Raw genomic sequence first — 16,992 nt, 5'->3', positions numbered from 1 at the left:
GCCGATTTTCCGGCAGCCCCCTCTTGACAAGCCCCGACGCCCGACGGCAGTCTTCCATTAAGCAGAAACTAACTTCCGCAATACGGAATTCAAAGACGCTCGACTCTCGCCGACGAACGTCTCGACACGGAGGCGAACGTCTCGACACGGAAGGGAGCGCCGAGCCACATGCCGGGTTCCGAATGGGGCACAGCCACCGAGCAACGCTTCAACGTCAACCTGTCGATCCTCTTCACTGAACTCCCGCTCCTGGAGCGCCCCGCGGCCGCCGCCGCGGCGGGCTTCACCGCGGTCGAGCTGTGGTGGCCCTGGGTCGACTCCCCCACCCCGGAGCGGTCCGAACTCGACGCCTTGAAGAAGGCGATCGAGGACGCGGGCGTCCAGCTGACGGGGCTGAACTTCTACGCCGGACAGCTGCCCGGCCCCGACCGGGGCGCGCTGTCGATCCCCGGCGCCGAGTCGGAGCGGTTCCGCGCCAACATCGACGTGGCGGCCGACTTCGCGCGGTCGCTGGGCTGCAAGGCCCTCAACGCGCTGTACGGCAACCGTGTCGAGGGAGTGGAGGCGGCCGAGCAGGACGCGCTCGCGCTGGAGAACCTGGTCCTCGCGGCACGGGCCGCCGACCGGATCGGCGCGATCCTCCTGATCGAGACCCTCAACCAGCCCGAGTCGCCGCTCTATCCCCTGGTGAGCGCCCCGGCGGGAGTCGCCGTCGTCGACAGGGTCAACGAGGCGACGGGCCTCGGCAACGCCAGGTTCCTCATGGACCTGTACCACCTGTCCATGAACGGCGAAGACCTGCCGTCGGTGATCGAGCGGTACGCCGCGAAGACCGGCCACGTGCAGATCGCCGACAACCCCGGGCGCGGCGCCCCGGGCACCGGGACCCTGCCCCTGGAAGACCTGCTCGGCCGGCTGAGGAAGGCCGGTTACGAGGGCTGGGTCGGCCTGGAGTACAAGCCGGGCGACCGTCCGAGCGCGGCGGCCTTCGACTGGCTGCCGGCCGAGGCCCGAGCCGCCCGCTGAGCGGCAACTCATCGACGTATCACAGCAGTCAGAGAGGCACCCTCATGAGCAGCACTCTTGCAGATTCTTCCCGCCCGAACCGCCCGGCCCGTCCGGCGGTCGCCTGGATCGGTCTCGGCATCATGGGCTCCCCCATGTCGGAGAACCTGGTCAAGGCCGGGTACGACGTCACCGGGTTCACGCTGGAGCAGGACAAGCTGGAGCGCCTCGCCGCCGCGGGCGGTACGGCCGCCGGTTCGATCGCCGAGGCCGTGCGGGACGCCGACGTGGTGATCACGATGGTGCCCGCCTCCCCGCAGGTCGAGGCCATCGCGTACGGCCCCGACGGCATCCTGGAGAACGCGAGGTCCGGCGCACTGCTGATCGACATGTCGTCGATCACCCCGCAGACCTCCGTGGACCTCGCGAAGGCGGCCGCCGCGAAGGGGATCCGGGTTCTGGACGCTCCCGTGTCCGGCGGCGAGGCCGGGGCGATCGAGGCCGTGCTGTCGATCATGGTCGGCGGCGAGCAGGCCGACTTCGACGAGGCCGAGCCGCTCTTCGAGGCCCTCGGCAAGACCATCGTGCTCTGCGGTCCGCACGGCTCCGGCCAGACCGTGAAGGCCGCGAACCAGCTGATCGTCGCCGTGAACATCCAGGCGTGCGCCGAGGCCGTGGTCTTCCTGGAGAAGTCCGGCGTGGACCTGAAGGCCGCGCTCGACGTCCTGGGCGGCGGGCTCGCCGGCTCCACCGTACTGACGCGGAAGAAGGACAACTTCCTGAACCGCGACTTCAAGCCGGGCTTCCGCATCGACCTGCACCACAAGGACATGGGCATCGTCACGGACGCCGCCCGCACGGTCGGCGCCGCGCTGCCGGTGGGCGCCGTGGTCGCCCAACTCGTCGCCTCCCTGCGCGCCCAGGGCGACGGCGGCCTCGACCACTCGGCCCTCCTCCGCTCCGTGGAACGCCTCTCGGGCGCACAACTCTGACAAGCCCCGCCACGCCAGACACGCCCCCGACCCCTCGGACGCGACCCTGCTTTCCTCGGACGCGACCGTGGCACCTCGGGCGCGGCCCTGACTCCTCGGACGCGGCCCTGGCGCCTCGGGCGCGGTCGGATGCGTCGGCCGCAGACCTGAGACACGTGGGGCGAAGCTCTGACACCTCGGGCGCGTCCTGATGCGTCAAGCACCACCCCGGCACGAGGGGCACAACCCCGACACGGCGGGCGAGGCCCGTACGTCGGGCGCGGCCCCGATATCCCGGGCGCAGCCCGACACGCCAGGCGCAGCCCCGGCACACCGGGCACGGCGCCGGCACCTCGGGCGCAGCCTGTACGTCGGGCACAGCCTCGCGGCGTCGGGCGCAAACGCGCCCCACCGGGCGCGGCCCCGATATCTCGGGCGCAGCCCGACACGACAGGAGCAGCCCCGGCACACCGGGCGCAGCCTGACGGCGTCGGGCGCAGCCCCGGTACAGCGGGCACGGCCCTGGCACCTCGGGCGCAGCCCGACACGACGGGCACAGCCCGGACACAGTGGGCGCAGCCCGTACGTCGGGCGCGGCCCGATGCGTCGGTGCGGCTCGCTATGCCGGGCGCAGCCCCGACGGCCTCGGGGTGGTTCTGAGACTTCCGGGTGGTGTCGTCGCTGACACCTGTCCTGTCGCGCCCAAGCGGTGGCGCCACCCGGAACCTAACCCACTTCAACAAACTGTTGACGTTCGGAACGCCCCAAACCTAGGCTCCACAAAGCGGAAGTCGGTTTCCGCTGCCCCTCGCATGGAAGGTCCACGATGTCGAAGCGTGTGCTTACGACCGAGTCCGGTGCTCCGGTCGCCGACAACCAGAACTCAGCCACCGCCGGCGCAGGCGGCCCGCTCCTCCTCCAGGACCAGCACCTCCTGGAGAAGCTCGCCAGGTTCAACCGCGAGCGCATCCCGGAGCGCGTGGTGCACGCCCGCGGCTCCGGCGCGTACGGCCACTTCGAGGTCACGGACGACGTCACCGGCTTCACCCACGCCGACTTCCTGAACACGGTCGGCAAGCGCACCGAGGTCTTCCTGCGCTTCTCCACCGTGGCCGACAACCTGGGCGGCGCGGACGCGGTCCGCGACCCGCGCGGCTTCGCGGTCAAGTTCTACACGGAGGAGGGGAATTACGACCTCGTCGGGAACAACACCCCCGTCTTCTTCACCAAGGACCCGCTCAAGTTCCCCGACTTCATCCACTCCCAGAAGCGCGACCCGTTCACGGGCAAGCAGGAGCCGGACAACGTCTGGGACTTCTGGGCGCACGCCCCCGAGGCCACGCACCAGGTGACCTGGCTGATGGGCGACCGCGGCATCCCCGCCTCGTACCGGCACATGAACGGCTACGGCTCACACACCTACCAGTGGACGAACGCCGAGGGTGAGGCCTTCTTCGTCAAGTACCACTTCAAGACGAACCAGGGCGTCCGCAGCCTCTCCACCGAGCAGGCGCAGGAGATCGCGGGCAAGGACCCGAACTCCCACCAGACGGACCTCCTGCAGGCCATCGAGCGGGGCGTACGCCCGTCCTGGACCCTCCACGTCCAGATCATGCCCGCGGCCGACGCGGCGGACTACCGCTTCAACCCCTTCGACCTCACCAAGGTATGGCCGCACAAGGACTTCCCGCTCCAGCGCGTGGGCCGACTGGTCCTGGACCGCAACCCCGACAACGTCTTCGCCGAGGTCGAGCAGGCCGCGTTCTCCCCGAACAACTTCGTTCCGGGCATCGGCCCCTCCCCCGACAAGATGCTCCAGGGCCGGCTGTTCGCCTACGCGGACGCCCACCGCTACCGCCTCGGCGTCAACCACACCCAGCTCGCGGTGAACGCGCCGAAGGCCACGACCGCGGACAACTACGGCCGCGACGGCTTCATGGCATCCAACGCGCAGGGCCGCGCCGCCAAGAACTACGAGCCGAACTCCTACGGCGGCCCGGCCGAGACCGGCCGCCCGCTGTCGGCCCCGCTGGCCGTCGCCGGCTGGACCGGCGCCCACGAGGCTCCCCTCCACACCAAGGACGACGACTTCTTCCAGGCCGGCGAGCTCTACCGCCTGATGTCGGCCGAGGAGCGGTCCCGGCTGATCGCCAACATCGCCGGCGGCCTCGCGCAGGTCTCCCGCGACGACGTCGTCGAGAAGAACCTCGCCCACTTCCACGCCGCCGACCCGGAGTACGGCCGGCGCGTGGCGGAAGCGGTCCACGCCCTGCGCGAGGACTGACCCCTGACCGCGTCACCGGGCCAGACGGGAGGTCGGCCCGGTGACGCGCGGCCCGCGAGGACCCGAGCGACCCGGATGAGGGGTGGTCGCCGGTGACACGCGGGCACGACGAGGACCGCGGCGGATGTGAGCCAGTGCGGTGGTGAAGGTCCCGGGACCCCCTTCTCGACCTGAGGGAAGGCCGGCCCCGGTTCCGTCGCGGCCGCCGCGGTCCCCGTCACACACCGAGCGAGGCGCCGGGTACGGACTCCGTACCCGGCGCCTCGGCGTGCTCCCGACGTGCTCCCGGGGTGCGGAGTCGGCCGGAGCGCAGCAGCCTGAAAGCATGGACTATCCCAGCATCGTCGTGCACGCCCCGGCACTGGACGGCTCGCGACGGGTCACCACGGGGGACGAGACGCTCGGTGTCGCCTATCACCTCGACGACGTCATCGAGATCCTGCGGCGGGCCGAGGTCGACCTGGACGAGATCGAGGTCGACAAGAGCGACATCATCGACTGGCAGGGCGGCGGCCCCGACCACTGGCCGGGGTTCGAGGAGCTCGAACTCCCGGAGGACTGAGAACACGCCCCGGACACGTACTCCAGTGGACGTACGCCGGCTACGCAACCCTCAAATCAAGCTCTGAACACGACTCCAGGGGCTTCAACTCACCCCGGTGATGGGCACATTCTCGGCACACGAGGCCCGCCGGCACGGGGGCGGCGGGCCTCGTGACGGGGGTACGGGGGAACACGGGGGAACAACACGAGGGGCGGCTCACCCAAACGGTGAACCGCCCCTGGTACGTACGCGACCGCTACGCGAGGAACGCGTACGTCAGACCTTCAGCGTCCTGATGGACGTGGGCGCGTGGCCCGGCTCGGTCGCGATCTCCTCGAACTCCACGACGTTGCCGATGTCGTTCGTCGTGGACATCGAGATGTTGGTGACGCGCTCCAGGATCGCCTCGACGACGACCGGCACCCGGTACTCGGCGGCGAGCTTCTTGGCCTGCTCGAAGGCGGCACCCAGCTCGGCCGGGTCGGTGACGCGGATCGCCTTGCAGCCGAGGCCCTCGACGACCTTGACGTGGTCGACGCCGTAGACGCCGAGCTCGGGCGAGTTGATGTTCTCGAACTCCAGCTTGACCTGGAAGTCGATGTCGAAGGCCCGCTGCGCCTGGCGGATCAGGCCCAGGTAGGCGTTGTTGACCAGGACGTGGACGTACGGGATCCGGTGCTGGGCGCCGACGGCCAGTTCCTCGATCATGAACTGGAAGTCGTAGTCGCCGGAGAGGGCGACGACGAAGGCCTCCGGGTCGGCCTTGGCTACGCCCAGCGCGGCCGGGATCGTCCAGCCGAGCGGTCCCGCCTGGCCGCAGTTGATCCAGTGCCGGGGCCGGTAGACGTGCAGCATCTGGGCGCCGGCGATCTGCGAGAGGCCGATGGTGGAGACGTACCGGGTCTCCGGGCCGAAGGCCTTGTTCATCTCCTCGTAGACGCGCTGCGGCTTGATCGGGATGTCGTCGAAGTGCGTGCGGCGCTGGAGGGTCGCCTTGCGCTCCTGGGCGGAGGCGGCCCACGCGGAGCGGTCCGGCAGCCGGCCCTCGGCCCTGAGTTCCTTCGCCACCTGAACGAACAGTTCGAGCGCGGCCCTCGCGTCGGAGGCGATGCCGTAGTCCGGGGCGAAGATCTTGCCGATCTGGGTGGGCTCGATGTCGACGTGGACGAAGGTGCGGCCCGCGGTGTAGACGTCCAGCTTGCCGGTGTGGCGGTTGGCCCAGCGGTTGCCGATGCCCAGGACGAAGTCGGACTCCAGGAAGGTCGCGTTGCCGTAGCGGTGCGAGGTCTGCAGGCCCACCATGCCGGCGTTCAGCTCGTGGTCGTCGGGCAGGACGCCCCAGCCCATCAGGGTGGGGACGACCGGGATGCCCGTCAACTCGGCGAATTCCACGAGGAGTTCGCAGGCGTCGGCGTTGATGACACCGCCGCCGGCGACGATCAGGGGCCGCTCGGACTCGTTCAGCAGCCCGATCGCCTTCTCGACCTGGGCGCGGGTGGCGGCGGGCTTGTACGCCTGGAGCGGCTCGTACGTCTCCGGGTCGAACTCGATCTCGGTGAGCTGGACGTCGACGGGCAGGTCGATGAGGACCGGGCCCGGACGGCCGGAGCGCATGAGATGGAAGGCCTGCTGGAAGACGCCGGGAACCTGGGCCGCCTCCAGCACGGTGACCGCCATCTTGGTCACCGGCTTCGCGATCGAGGCGATGTCGACGGCCTGGAAGTCCTCTTTGTGGATCACGGCGGTCGGCGCCTGGCCCGTGACGCACAGGATCGGGATCGAGTCGCCGATCGCGGAGTAGAGGCCTGTGATCATGTCGGTGCCCGCGGGTCCCGACGTACCGATGCAGACGCCGATGTTGCCCGGGTGGGTGCGGGTGTAGCCCTCCGCCATGTGCGAGGCGCCCTCGACATGGCGGGCGAGGGTGTGACTGATCCCCCCGGCGGCCTTGAGGGCCGCGTAGAAGGGGTTGATCGCCGCGCCCGGGACGCCGAACGCGTCGCTGACGCCCTCGCGCTTGAGGATCTCGACTGCCGCGCGGGCAGCGGTCATACGAGCCATGGAGTACTCCTGCTTCGGCTGTCGGATTCGCGCTCCCGTCGCGCCCCTCGGAGAGCTGGTGATTCCTGGTGATTCCGCAGCGCGGTGATTCCACATTGCGGAAATTAACTTCTACTATCTGGAAATAATGTAGGTGGCGTGCCGAAGAGCGTCAAGGGTGCGCACCCGGCTGGATCCGCAGGAGGGAAGGGCGGGGGCTGTCGGAGCGTTTCGCTGCCGCGGGCCCCCCGCCTGGAGGACGATGGACACGCTGTCCCGACGTGACGTCCTGGAGTGGGCCATGGCCGAGAGCGTGCCGGTGCGGTGTCCGGCCTGCCGTCGCGAGCATCTCTTTGCCGCGCCGTCCTACCCGTGCGTGTGCGGCGCCCCCGTCACGCCCCCGCTCGACCGCCTCGCCGATCCCGCGCCGGTCACCCACCGCACCTGGGACGAGGACTGGGTCACGGTCCCCTGCGACACCTGCGGGCGCGCGGACCAATGGCCCCATCCGGAACTGGGCTGCCCCTGCGGAGTCATGCTGCGGATTCCGGTACGGGGGGTACGGCGCCCCCTGCGCGCGGAGGTCGTGCCGGGCACCGGCGGCCCCGCGGACCTGGAGACGGAACCGGAACCCGAGGCGGCACCGCACACCCCCGAGCCACCACCCCCCGGTACGGCAGCCACCACGCCGGGAAGCCCCCTCATCCCCGACCACCTGCCACTGCCCCGCACCACCCCGACACCGCGCCCGGTGTTCCAGCCGGTGACCATCCGCACCGCCCGGGACGCCGTCACGGCGGCCACGCTGTATCTGCGGTGGCTCGGCTACCGCGACATCCGCAGGGCGGACCAGCGCCCGCCCACGGGCATCGGACTCGCCGCCCGCGGCATGCTGGCGCAGGTGGACCCCACCGTCCGCCCGGCCACACTGCGCGACGTGGAGTGCCTGTGGCTGACGGCCATGTCGGAGTCCACGGGATGCGTCTACTTCTCCCTGGCCGGGTACGCGGACGACGCCCGCCGCCGCGCCGACGCCCTCGGGATCCCCCTCTTCGTGCTCGACCTCACGGGCACCCCCCAGCCGGTGAACACCCACGCCGACGAACTCCTCGCCACCGGGGCCTGAACCCCGGCAGCGGTGAGCGCCCTATTCGGCGTACGTCTGCCGCAGTTCTATCTTGCGGACCTTCCCCGACACCGTCATCGGGAAGGACTCCAGGACCTGCAGGCGGCTGGGGATCTTGTAGTGGGCCAACCGTCCCTCGCAGAAGGCGCGCAGTTCCTCCAGCGTCAGGGGGTCGGCCGGGTCCAGCGGGATGACGCAGGCGAGCACCTCCTCGCCGTAGCGCTCGTGGGGCACCCCGACCACCTGGACGTCGGCGATCTTCGGATGGGCGTAGAGGAACTCCTCGATCTCGCGCGGGTAGATGTTCTCGCCGCCGCGGATGATCATGTCCTTGATGCGGCCGACGATCTCGACGTACCCGTCCTCACGCATCACGGCGAGGTCGCCCGTGTGCATCCAGCGCCCCGTGTCGACGGCCTCGGCGGTCTTCTCGGGCTCGTTCCAGTAGCCGAGCATCACGCTGTAGCCGCGGGTGCACAGCTCTCCGGCGGTGCCGCGGGGCTGCGTCACCCCGTCCGCCGGGTCGACGACCTTCACCTCCAGGTGCGGGAGCACCCGGCCGACGGTGCCGGTGCGGTGCTCCAGGTCGTCGTCCCTACGGGTCTGCAGGGACACGGGCGAGGTCTCGGTCATGCCGTAGCAGATGGAGACCTCCGCCATGTGCATCTCGGCGACCACCCGCTTCATCACCTCGACCGGGCACGGCGAGCCCGCCATGATGCCGGTGCGCAGCGAGGACAGGTCGTACGTCGCGAAGCCGGGGAGGTTCAACTCCGCGATGAACATGGTCGGTACGCCGTACAGCGAGGTGCAGCGCTCGTCCTGGACCGCGCGGAGTGTCGCCGCCGGATCGAAGGAGGGCGCGGGGATAACCATGCAGGCGCCGTGCGAGGTCGCGGCGAGGTTTCCCATCACCATGCCGAAGCAGTGGTAGAAGGGCACGGGGATACAGATCCGGTCCTGCTCGCTGTAGGCGATCGACTCGCCCACGAAATAGCCGTTGTTGAGGATGTTGTGGTGGGAGAGGGTCGCCCCCTTGGGGAAGCCCGTCGTGCCCGAGGTGTACTGGATGTTGATGGGGTCGTCGCAGGACAACTCGCTCTTGCGGATCCAGAGTTCCTCGTAGAGATCCGGGGTCCCGCGCCCGATCAGGGCGTCCCAGCTCGGGTCACCGATGTAGACGGTCTCCCGCAACTGCGGGCATCTGCCGCGCACTTGCTCGACCATCGCCCGGTAGTCGCTGGTCTTGTGGCTGAGGGAGGCGAAGAGCAGCGAGATGCCGGCCTGCTGGAGGACGTACTCGACCTCGTGGGTGCGGTAGGCCGGGTTGATGTTCACCATGACCGCGCCGACGCGGGCGGTGGCGTACTGGACGAGCACCCACTCCGGGCAGTTGACCGCCCAGATACCCACCCGGTCGCCCCTGGCGATGCCGGTGGCCAGCAGCGCGTACGCCAACTCGTCGACGTCCGCGGAGAACTGGGCGTACGTCCAGCGCCGCCCGGACGGCACGTCGACGAGCGCCTCCCGGTCCGGCCAGGCCGCGACCGCCCGGTCCAGGTTGGCCCCGATGGTGTCGCCGAGCAGGGTCGTCGCACTGGTCCCGTGCGCGTAGGAGAGTGCGCTCACCGGAAGTCCTCCTCGCGGTACTCGGCGTCCGAGCCGGCGGCCGTGGCCTCGCGCAGCTCGATCCGGCGGATCTTGCCGGAGATGGTCTTGGGAAGTGCGCCGAACTCCAGACGGCGGATGCGCTTGTACGGCGCGAGGACCGTCCGCGAGTGTTCGAAGAGCACCTTCGCCAGGTCGGGGCCCGGTTCGTGGCCCGTGGCGAGGACGATGTACGCCTTCGGAACGGCGAGCCGCAGTTCGTCGGGGGCCGGGACGACGGCCGCCTCCGCCACCGCCTCGTGCTCCAGCAGGGCGCTCTCCAGCTCGAAGGGCGAGATCTTGTAGTCGGAGGCCTTGAACACGTCGTCGGCGCGGCCGACGTAGGTGATGTATCCGTCCTCGTCCCGGGCGCCGATGTCACCGGTGCGGTAGTAGCCGCCCGCCATCGCCTCCGCCGTACGGTCGGCGTCGCCGTGGTAGCCGGTCATCACGCCCACCGGTCGCGCGGACAGATCGAGCGCGATCTCCCCCTCCACCGCCCCGGGCGCACCCGTGACCGGGTCGAGGAGTTCGACGCGGAAGCCGGGACTGGGCCGTCCCATGGAGCCCGTCTTGAGCTGCTGCCGAGGGCTGTTGGAGACCTGGACGGCCGTCTCGGTCTGCCCGAAGCCGTCCCGGATGGTGACGCCCCAGGCGCGCCGCACCTGCTCGATGACCTCCGGGTTCAGCGGCTCACCGGCGGCGACGGCCTCGCGTGGCGGGGTGCGCAGCTGCGTCAGGTCGGCCTGGATGAGCATCCGCCAGACCGTGGGCGGGGCGCAGAAGGTGGTGACGCCCGCCCGGTCCATCTCCGCCATCAGCCGGCCCGGGTCGAAGCGCGTGTAGTTGTGGATGAAGACGGTCGCCTCCGCGTTCCAGGGCGCGAAGAGGTTGGACCAGGCGTGCTTGGCCCAGCCGGGCGAGGAGATGTTCAGATGCACGTCGCCGGGCTTGAGCCCGATCCAGTACATCGTCGACAGATGACCGATCGGGTAGGAGGCGTGGGTGTGTTCGACGAGCTTGGGGCGGGCGGTGGTGCCGGAGGTGAAGTAGAGCATCAGGGGGTCGTCCGAGTGGGTGACCCCCTCGGGCTCGAAGCTCGCGTCGGCGGCGTACGCCTCCTCGTACGACTGCCAGCCGGGCCGCGCTCCACCCACCGTGATCCGGGTCTGGCGGCCGGGCACTTCGTCGAACTTCGCCGCCTCCTCGGCGCGCGCGATCACATGCCGGACGCGGCCGCGCTCGACCCGGTCGCGCAGGTCGGCGGGGCCCAGCAGGGTGGTCGCGGGGATGACGACGGCGCGCAGCTTCATCGCGGCGAGGGCCGTCTCCCACAGCTCGACCTGGTTGCCGAGCATGACCAGCACGCGGTCCTCGGCGCGTACGCCCCGCGCGCGCAGCCAGTTGGCCACCCGGTTCGAACGCTCGGAGAGGGCGGCGAAGGAGAACTCGGCGCGCTCGCCGTCCTCCTCGACGATGTGCAGGGCGGTGCGGTCGTTGCCCTGTGCGATGACGTCGAACCAGTCGAGCGCCCAGTTGAAGGACTCCGGGCGGGGCCAGTCGAAGCCCTCGTACGCCGTGGCGTAGTCCGCACGGTGCTCCAGCAGGAAGTCCCGAGCGGCGCGGAACTCGTCCGTCGCACCGTTCGTCACCGTCATGTGTCCTCCTCATTGCCGCACAGCCGCCTTCGACAAAGGCCCTAGCATCGTGTATTCCGTGATGGAGGTCTCACCACCCCCGAACGGGGGTACGCCGCGACGAAGGGGCGAACACGTGGCAGCAGACACGGCCGAGGCGGTGGAGATGCGTGGTGCGCTGGTACGACTGCGGCGCGCCACGGGGCTGCCGGTCGCCTTCGGCGGCCTCGTCGAACCCGGTCGCGCCCAGGTACGTATCAGCGAACTCAGCGGTACGGCGACGCCCGCGCTCAGCGCCCTCGCCGTGTCCTCGGGCAACGGCCTGGGCGGCAAGGCGGTCGCGCTGGCCCGGCCCTGCGCGGTGACGGACTACTCCGCCTCCCGGCAGATCAGCCACGAGTACGACGTGGCGGTCGCCACGGAGGGCCTGTGCTCCGTGATCGCCGTACCCGTCGTCGTACGCCGCCGGGTGCGCGGGGTGTTGTACGGCGCCCTGCGCACGGCCCAGCCCCTGGGTGACCGCACGCTCGGCGCGGCGGTGGCGGCGGCCCGGGACGTGGAGCAGGCGCTGGTCGTACGGGACGAGGCGCAGGGGCTGCTGACCGTCGCCCGGGAGCCCGAACCGGCGGTCGGGAGCCCCGCGTGGGAAGAGGTCCGCGAGGCGCACGGGGCGCTGCGGGCACTGGCGCCGCGCATCGTCGACCCGGCGCTGCGGGCCGAACTGCTCGACGTGTGCGGGCGGCTGGCGGGTGCGGCGGCGTCCGACGCCCGGACGCCTCGCGTCGACCTCGCCCCGCGCGAGGTGGACGTTCTCGCCTGCGTCGCGGCGGGAGCCACCAACGGGCTTGCCGCCGAGCGGTTGGGGCTGCGGCCGGAGACGGTCAAGGGGTATCTGCGCTCGGCCATGCGGAAGCTCGGTGCGCACACCCGGTGGGAGGCGGTGGTCGCCGCGCGGCGCGCCGGATCGCTGCCGTAGCTTTCCGGCTACCTCGGCTTTGGCCGCTCCGCGGCCTCTTCCCCGTCGCTCCGCGACGGTTTCCGACCCACCCGCCCCTTATGCCCGCTCCGCGGCCCCCCTCACCGGCCACTCCGCGGCCCCCGTCTGGCGTTCTTCATTCAGACGGCGCCGCCCTGAAATACGTTATGCCAACACTCTTGTTATTTCCCTCACCACCCCGAGACTCCGAAATTCAAAGAGTCGTTGCCTAATATTGGCTCGGACACGACATGCGAGGGGAGCGGTGACCGTGCGAGGGGACTTCAAGGAGCCTGCGAGACCCCGCCCCGACCTGGTCATCGGCCGGGAGGAGCTCTTCGCGGGCGCGCGCGAGCAGCTCTCCGACGGAGGCAGCGTGCTGGTGCACGGCCCCGCGGGAATAGGAAAGTCCACCGTTCTGCGTGCGCTGGCCGCGGAATGCGCCGAATCGGCACACACCGTGTTGCGCTGCTCGGCGACCGAGTCCGAATCCCATCTGCCCTTCCTCGCCCTGGCCGACCTCCTCGGCCTGGTGGTGGACCAGGTCTCCGACCGGCTGCCCGCCCCACAGCGCACCGCCCTCGAATCGGCCCTCACCGGCCGCGGAGAATCGACCCTGCAACGCGACGGCCTCGCCCTGCGCCTCGCGGTCCTCTCCGTGCTGCGCGCGCTGGCCGCCCAGGGCCCGGTCCTGATCGTCGCCGACGACCTCCAGTGGCTGGATCCGGCCAGCGCCGAACTGCTCGGCTTCGCCGCTCGCAGGCTCGGCGAGATGCCCGTACGAATGCTGTCCGCGGTGCGCACCGACACCGAGCCACGGGACCAACAGCACGACCGCCATCTACGCGCGTCCCCGCCGGACACCCTGGCCGTGCGGCTCAACCCGCTCTCCCGCGCGCAGGTCGCCGAACTCCTCGGCCACCGCGGCTACACCGGGCTGCCCCGCACGACCGTCCGCGACATCCACCGCACCAGCGGCGGCAACCCGCTCTTCGCGCTGGAACTCGGCCGCGCGCTCGCCGAGAATCCCGCCCGGCCGAGCCCCGGCGAACCACTGCCCGTGCCGACCTCGTTGCGCGCGCTCGTCCTCAGCCGTCTGGAGATGCTCTCGGCCGAGGCCCGCCACACCCTGCTCGTCGCGAGCGCGGGCGCCCGCCCCACGCTGACGCTGCTGCACGCGGCCGGGCGCGAGAACGCCGAGGCCGAGACCGCGCACGCCGCCTCGCTCGGACTGCTGGCGACCGAGCGCGAGACACCGGGCATCCGGTTCGCGCACCCGATGATCTCGGCCGCCCTGTACGCGGAGGCGAGCGCCCAGGAACGCCGCGCCGCCCACGCCGCGCTCTCCACGGCCGCCTCCGACCCCATCGAACGGGCCCGGCACCTCGCCCTGGCCACCACCGGTACCGATCCGCAGGTCGCCGCCCGGCTCGGGGAGGCGGCGGCCGTGGCCAGGGACCGGGGCGCGCCCTCGGTCGCGGCCGGGCTCGGGCTGCTCGCGGCCCGGCACACTCCACCGGAGACCGTTCCCGGCCCGGACGAGCGGCGGTTGCAGGCCGCCGAGGACGCGCTGACCGCCGGGGAGTCGGACCTCGCGCGGGACATCGCCCGCGACGCGCTCCGCCGGGTCACGGCGCCTGCGGATCGCGTCCGCGCCTGGATGGTCGTCATCGACGCGGCGGGGCAGGCCATGGCCGAGGTCGACGCGGTCTTCCCGCAGGCCCTCGCCGACGCGGGCGAGGATCCCCGGCTGCTCGCGCTCGTGCGCTACCAACTCGCCTGGCGGGCCCTGCTGGTGGAGGGCGAGATGGCCAAGGGTCGCGAGGAGGCCGCGATCGCCGCCCAGCTCGCCGCCCGCGCCGGGGACCGGCCCACCGAACTCCTCGCGCTCGGCTTCCAGGCCCAGATGGAGACCCTGATGGGCCACCCGGGCGCACCCGCCACCATCCAGCGGGCGATGCGCGAACCGCAGGACCCCCGGGTGGCGTGCGACCACAACGGCGCCGGCGCCGCCCGCTTCCGCTGGCTGATCATGGGCGACCAGCTCGCCGAGGCCCGCACCACGATCACCGCCCTGCTGCGCGAGGTGCGGCGGCGCGGGATGGTCGAGAGCGAGGTGCACTTCCTGCGTGGGCTCGCCGAGACCGAGCTGCGCTCCGGGCACTGCGGGCGGGCGCTCGACCTGGCCCGGGAGAGCCTGCGGCTGGCCCGCGACACGGGAATCGGCGAGGCGGCCACCGCCATGTTCACCTCGCTCGCCGAGGCCGCGGGCGGCGACGTCGACCGGGCGCTGGCGCTGGCCCGGGAGGCCGTGGACCGCGCCGAGGAGGACGGCGACCTGGTCTACCTCTCGCGAGCCCTGGGCGCCCTCGGGCACGCCCAGCTGGTGGCCGGGGACTCACTCGCGGTCGTGCAGTCCCTGCGGCGGGTACGGGAGCTGGAGGAACGGCTCGGGGTCACGGACCCGGCCCGGGGACGCTGGCACGGCGACCTCGCCGAGGCGCTGGTGCGGATCGGTGAGCCGGTCGAGGCGCAGGACGTCATCGACGCCACGCGGGCGCAGGCGCTGCGGCTCGGGCGCGAGAGCGTGCTGGCCGTGCTCGACCGGGCGGAGGCGCTGGTGCGGGCCGCGCGCGGTGAACAGGGGCCCGCGGTACGTCAGCTGACGGCCGCTCAGGACCGGCTGGGCAAGCTGGGCTACGGCCTGGAGGAGGCCCGGGCGGCGTACGCCCTCGCCGGGCTGCGCACCCACCGGCCGGGGCCGACCTCCTACGACGAGGCGACGCGGCTGTTCCGCCGCTGCCGGGCGTTGCCGTGGCTGCGGCAGGTGGAGTCCGCGAGTGCGGCCGGGCCGACGGTGGCCTCGGCCACGACGCCGCTCGCTCCCGCCGCGCTCGACAGCCTCGCCGCGACGGAGCGTCAGGTCGCGGCGCTGGTCATGGAGGGCGCCACCAACCGGGAGATAGCCGCGCGGCTGTTCATCAGCGTGAAGACCGTCGAGGCGACGCTGACGCGGGTGTACCGGAAGCTGGGGATACGGTCGCGGGTGGACATCGTTCGGCTGGCTGCGGGGCGCCGGAGCGGGTGAATCTTCCCCGCCCTCACCCGTCCCGTCCCACGGGGGGGGGGGCGCCCCGCGCCCCCGCCCCCGACCCCCCGGCGCCCCCGGCCCCCCCGCCCCCGGGGGGGTGATCCTCCCCCCCCCCCCCCCCCCCCCCCCCCGGGGGCGGGCCCCCCGCACCCCCAAAAAGACGGCGCAGTCCCCCGCGCCCCGGAGGGGGGGCGGGGAACTGCGCGGGCAACCCCCACCGGCCCGCAGGCGAAGGTCCGGCGGCTAAACCCCGTGTCTCTCGAGCAAGGGTTTTCCCTCCCGCAACTCGCCTAGGGGGTTCCCCTCTTGGATGCGGAACGTTCCGCCTTCTAGCGTGAGCGTCGTGCCGCTCGCTCGGGCACACGGCGTCAGCCCACAGACGTCGTGCCTCACCCCCCACACCCGCGCGTCCCCCCACCGGCAACTTCTGAGGAGATCCATGTTCGGGCTCAACCGTGCCAAGAAGACCGCCGCTCTCTGTGTGGCCACCGCTGCCGCCGCCGCGACCGCTCTCCTCGGCGCACCCGGCGCCGTCGCCGCCCCCCAGCCGATCGTCGGCGGCACGACGACGACCACCACCGCGTACCCGTTCATGATGCAGATCACGGACGCCTCGCAGAACCAGTTCTGCGGTGGCACCCTGGTCGCGGCCAACAAGGTGGTCACCGCCGCCCACTGCATGGTCGGCGAGACCACGAGCAGCGTCCGCGTCGTCGGCGGCAGAACGTACCTCAACGGCACCAACGGCACCGTCAGCAAGGTCAGCAAGATCTGGATCAACCCCGACTACACCGATGCCACCAACGGCGACGACGTGGCCGTACTGACCCTGTCGACGTCGATGTCGTACACCCCGGCGTCGTACGTCGCCTCCACGGACACCGGCGTGTACGCCACCGGCGCCACCGCCCGCATCATCGGCTGGGGCACCACCTCGGAGAGCGGCAGCTCCTCCAACCAGCTGCGCACCGCGACCGTCCCGATCGTGTCCAACTCCAGCTGCGCCGGCTCCTACGGCTCCGAATTCGTGGCCAGCGACATGGTCTGCGCCGGTTACACCAACGGCGGTACCGACACCTGCCAGGGCGACAGCGGCGGCCCGCTGCTCATCGGCGGCGTCCTCGCGGGCATCACCTCCTGGGGCAACGGCTGCGCCGAGGCCGGCTACCCGGGCGTCTACACCCGCCTGACGACCTTCTCGAACCTGGTGAAGACGCAGATCAACTCGTAGCCACCAGTCGCCGGTGACCGTTCGTCAGTCACCGGCGGCCGACGGGCTCCCCAGACTCCTGAGCACCCCTCAGGTGAAAGCCAGGGGGCGTTGCGGGCCTCCACGAGCGGCCCGCAACGCCCCCTATCCATTCCTCCCCCGCTCTTCCCCGCTCTTCCCCTCTACTTGTCGGCGGTCAGCTTCCCCGCGCTGCCCCAACTGTCCGCCGGCACCTCGTGGATCCAGACGTGCACGCTCTCGGCGGGGATCTTGTACGCGTCGACGAAGGCGTCGGTGACGCGTTTGACGAGGTCCCGCTTGAGCTCGACGTCGCGCGGACCCTGCTGGATGGTGACGATGGGCATGGCTGAACTCCCTCTCCTGGGGCGGCTCCGGCCGCTTTCCGGCTACGGGTTCAGTTCATCGCGCGGGGACTCGTCGACCAAGAAGCGGACCCCGAC

At 71.4% G+C, this 16,992-nt stretch carries 12 protein-coding genes; 8 read left to right on the top strand and 4 right to left on the bottom strand.

Features of this window, described 5'->3' with window-relative positions; translation table 11 throughout:
• The first annotated feature begins 168 nt into the window (after positions 1 to 168).
• The 4 genes from KVT44_RS33135 (at position 169) to KVT44_RS33120 (ending at position 4,822) form a co-directional block, all read left to right on the top strand.
• Complete coding sequence (locus KVT44_RS33135) at positions 169 to 1,026, top strand: TIM barrel protein (RefSeq protein WP_217570930.1); 858 nt, start codon at positions 169 to 171, stop codon at positions 1,024 to 1,026.
• A gap of 44 nt (positions 1,027 to 1,070) precedes the next feature.
• Positions 1,071 to 1,997: a 2-hydroxy-3-oxopropionate reductase gene (locus KVT44_RS33130; RefSeq protein WP_099919977.1), complete on the top strand. Its 927-nt coding sequence runs from the start codon at positions 1,071 to 1,073 to the stop codon at positions 1,995 to 1,997.
• Between the two features lie 805 nt (positions 1,998 to 2,802).
• Positions 2,803 to 4,260, top strand: coding sequence for a catalase (locus tag KVT44_RS33125; protein ID WP_217570928.1), 1,458 nt, complete (start codon positions 2,803 to 2,805; stop codon positions 4,258 to 4,260).
• Between the two features lie 325 nt (positions 4,261 to 4,585).
• Complete coding sequence (locus KVT44_RS33120) at positions 4,586 to 4,822, top strand: hypothetical protein (RefSeq protein WP_060894364.1); 237 nt, start codon at positions 4,586 to 4,588, stop codon at positions 4,820 to 4,822.
• A 258-nt stretch (positions 4,823 to 5,080) separates the two neighbouring features.
• On the opposite strand, the gene gcl is transcribed toward KVT44_RS33120, so the two are convergent.
• Positions 5,081 to 6,865 carry a glyoxylate carboligase gene (gcl, locus tag KVT44_RS33115; RefSeq protein WP_217570926.1) on the bottom strand — a complete coding sequence of 595 codons (1,785 nt, stop codon included), beginning with the start codon at positions 6,863 to 6,865 and terminating at the stop codon, positions 5,081 to 5,083.
• Between the two features lie 280 nt (positions 6,866 to 7,145).
• Between gcl and KVT44_RS33110 the strand changes: the two genes are divergently transcribed.
• Positions 7,146 to 7,970 carry a hypothetical protein gene (locus tag KVT44_RS33110; protein ID WP_217571048.1) on the top strand — a complete coding sequence of 275 codons (825 nt, stop codon included), beginning with the start codon at positions 7,146 to 7,148 and terminating at the stop codon, positions 7,968 to 7,970.
• Between the two features lie 21 nt (positions 7,971 to 7,991).
• Here KVT44_RS33110 and KVT44_RS33105 read toward each other — a convergent pair whose 3' ends face one another.
• Positions 7,992 to 9,599 carry an AMP-binding protein gene (locus KVT44_RS33105; RefSeq protein WP_217570924.1) on the bottom strand — a complete coding sequence of 536 codons (1,608 nt, stop codon included), beginning with the start codon at positions 9,597 to 9,599 and terminating at the stop codon, positions 7,992 to 7,994.
• Entirely contained in the window at positions 9,596 to 11,275 is a 1,680-nt protein-coding gene (locus KVT44_RS33100; RefSeq protein WP_217570922.1) for an AMP-binding protein, read from the bottom strand. Before KVT44_RS33100 ends, KVT44_RS33105 begins: the two co-directional genes overlap by 4 nt.
• 115 nt (positions 11,276 to 11,390) lie before the next feature.
• Here KVT44_RS33100 and KVT44_RS33095 point away from each other — a divergent pair, with 115 nt between their 5' ends.
• From KVT44_RS33095 to KVT44_RS33085, 3 genes are all read left to right on the top strand, one after another.
• Positions 11,391 to 12,230 (top strand): response regulator transcription factor, encoded by an 840-nt coding sequence (locus KVT44_RS33095; RefSeq protein ID WP_217570920.1) that lies wholly within the window; start codon positions 11,391 to 11,393, stop codon positions 12,228 to 12,230.
• Between the two features lie 265 nt (positions 12,231 to 12,495).
• Positions 12,496 to 15,318 carry an AAA family ATPase gene (locus KVT44_RS33090; RefSeq protein ID WP_217570918.1) on the top strand — a complete coding sequence of 941 codons (2,823 nt, stop codon included), beginning with the start codon at positions 12,496 to 12,498 and terminating at the stop codon, positions 15,316 to 15,318.
• Positions 15,319 to 15,760: 442 nt separating this feature from the next.
• Complete coding sequence (locus KVT44_RS33085) at positions 15,761 to 16,552, top strand: trypsin-like serine protease (RefSeq protein WP_099919983.1); 792 nt, start codon at positions 15,761 to 15,763, stop codon at positions 16,550 to 16,552.
• A 161-nt stretch (positions 16,553 to 16,713) separates the two neighbouring features.
• Here KVT44_RS33085 and dmpI read toward each other — a convergent pair whose 3' ends face one another.
• A complete protein-coding gene (dmpI, locus tag KVT44_RS33080; RefSeq protein WP_099919984.1) occupies positions 16,714 to 16,896 on the bottom strand; it encodes a 4-oxalocrotonate tautomerase DmpI in 183 nt (60 codons plus the stop codon).
• Between the last annotated feature and the right edge of the window lie 96 nt (positions 16,897 to 16,992).

It is taken from the genome of Streptomyces sp. GbtcB7, assembly GCF_019091445.1.
Classification (GTDB): Bacteria; Actinomycetota; Actinomycetes; order Streptomycetales; family Streptomycetaceae; genus Streptomyces; species Streptomyces mirabilis.
The sequence above is the reverse complement of the archived record's forward strand: the minus strand, read 5'-3'. Positions and strand labels throughout refer to the sequence as shown.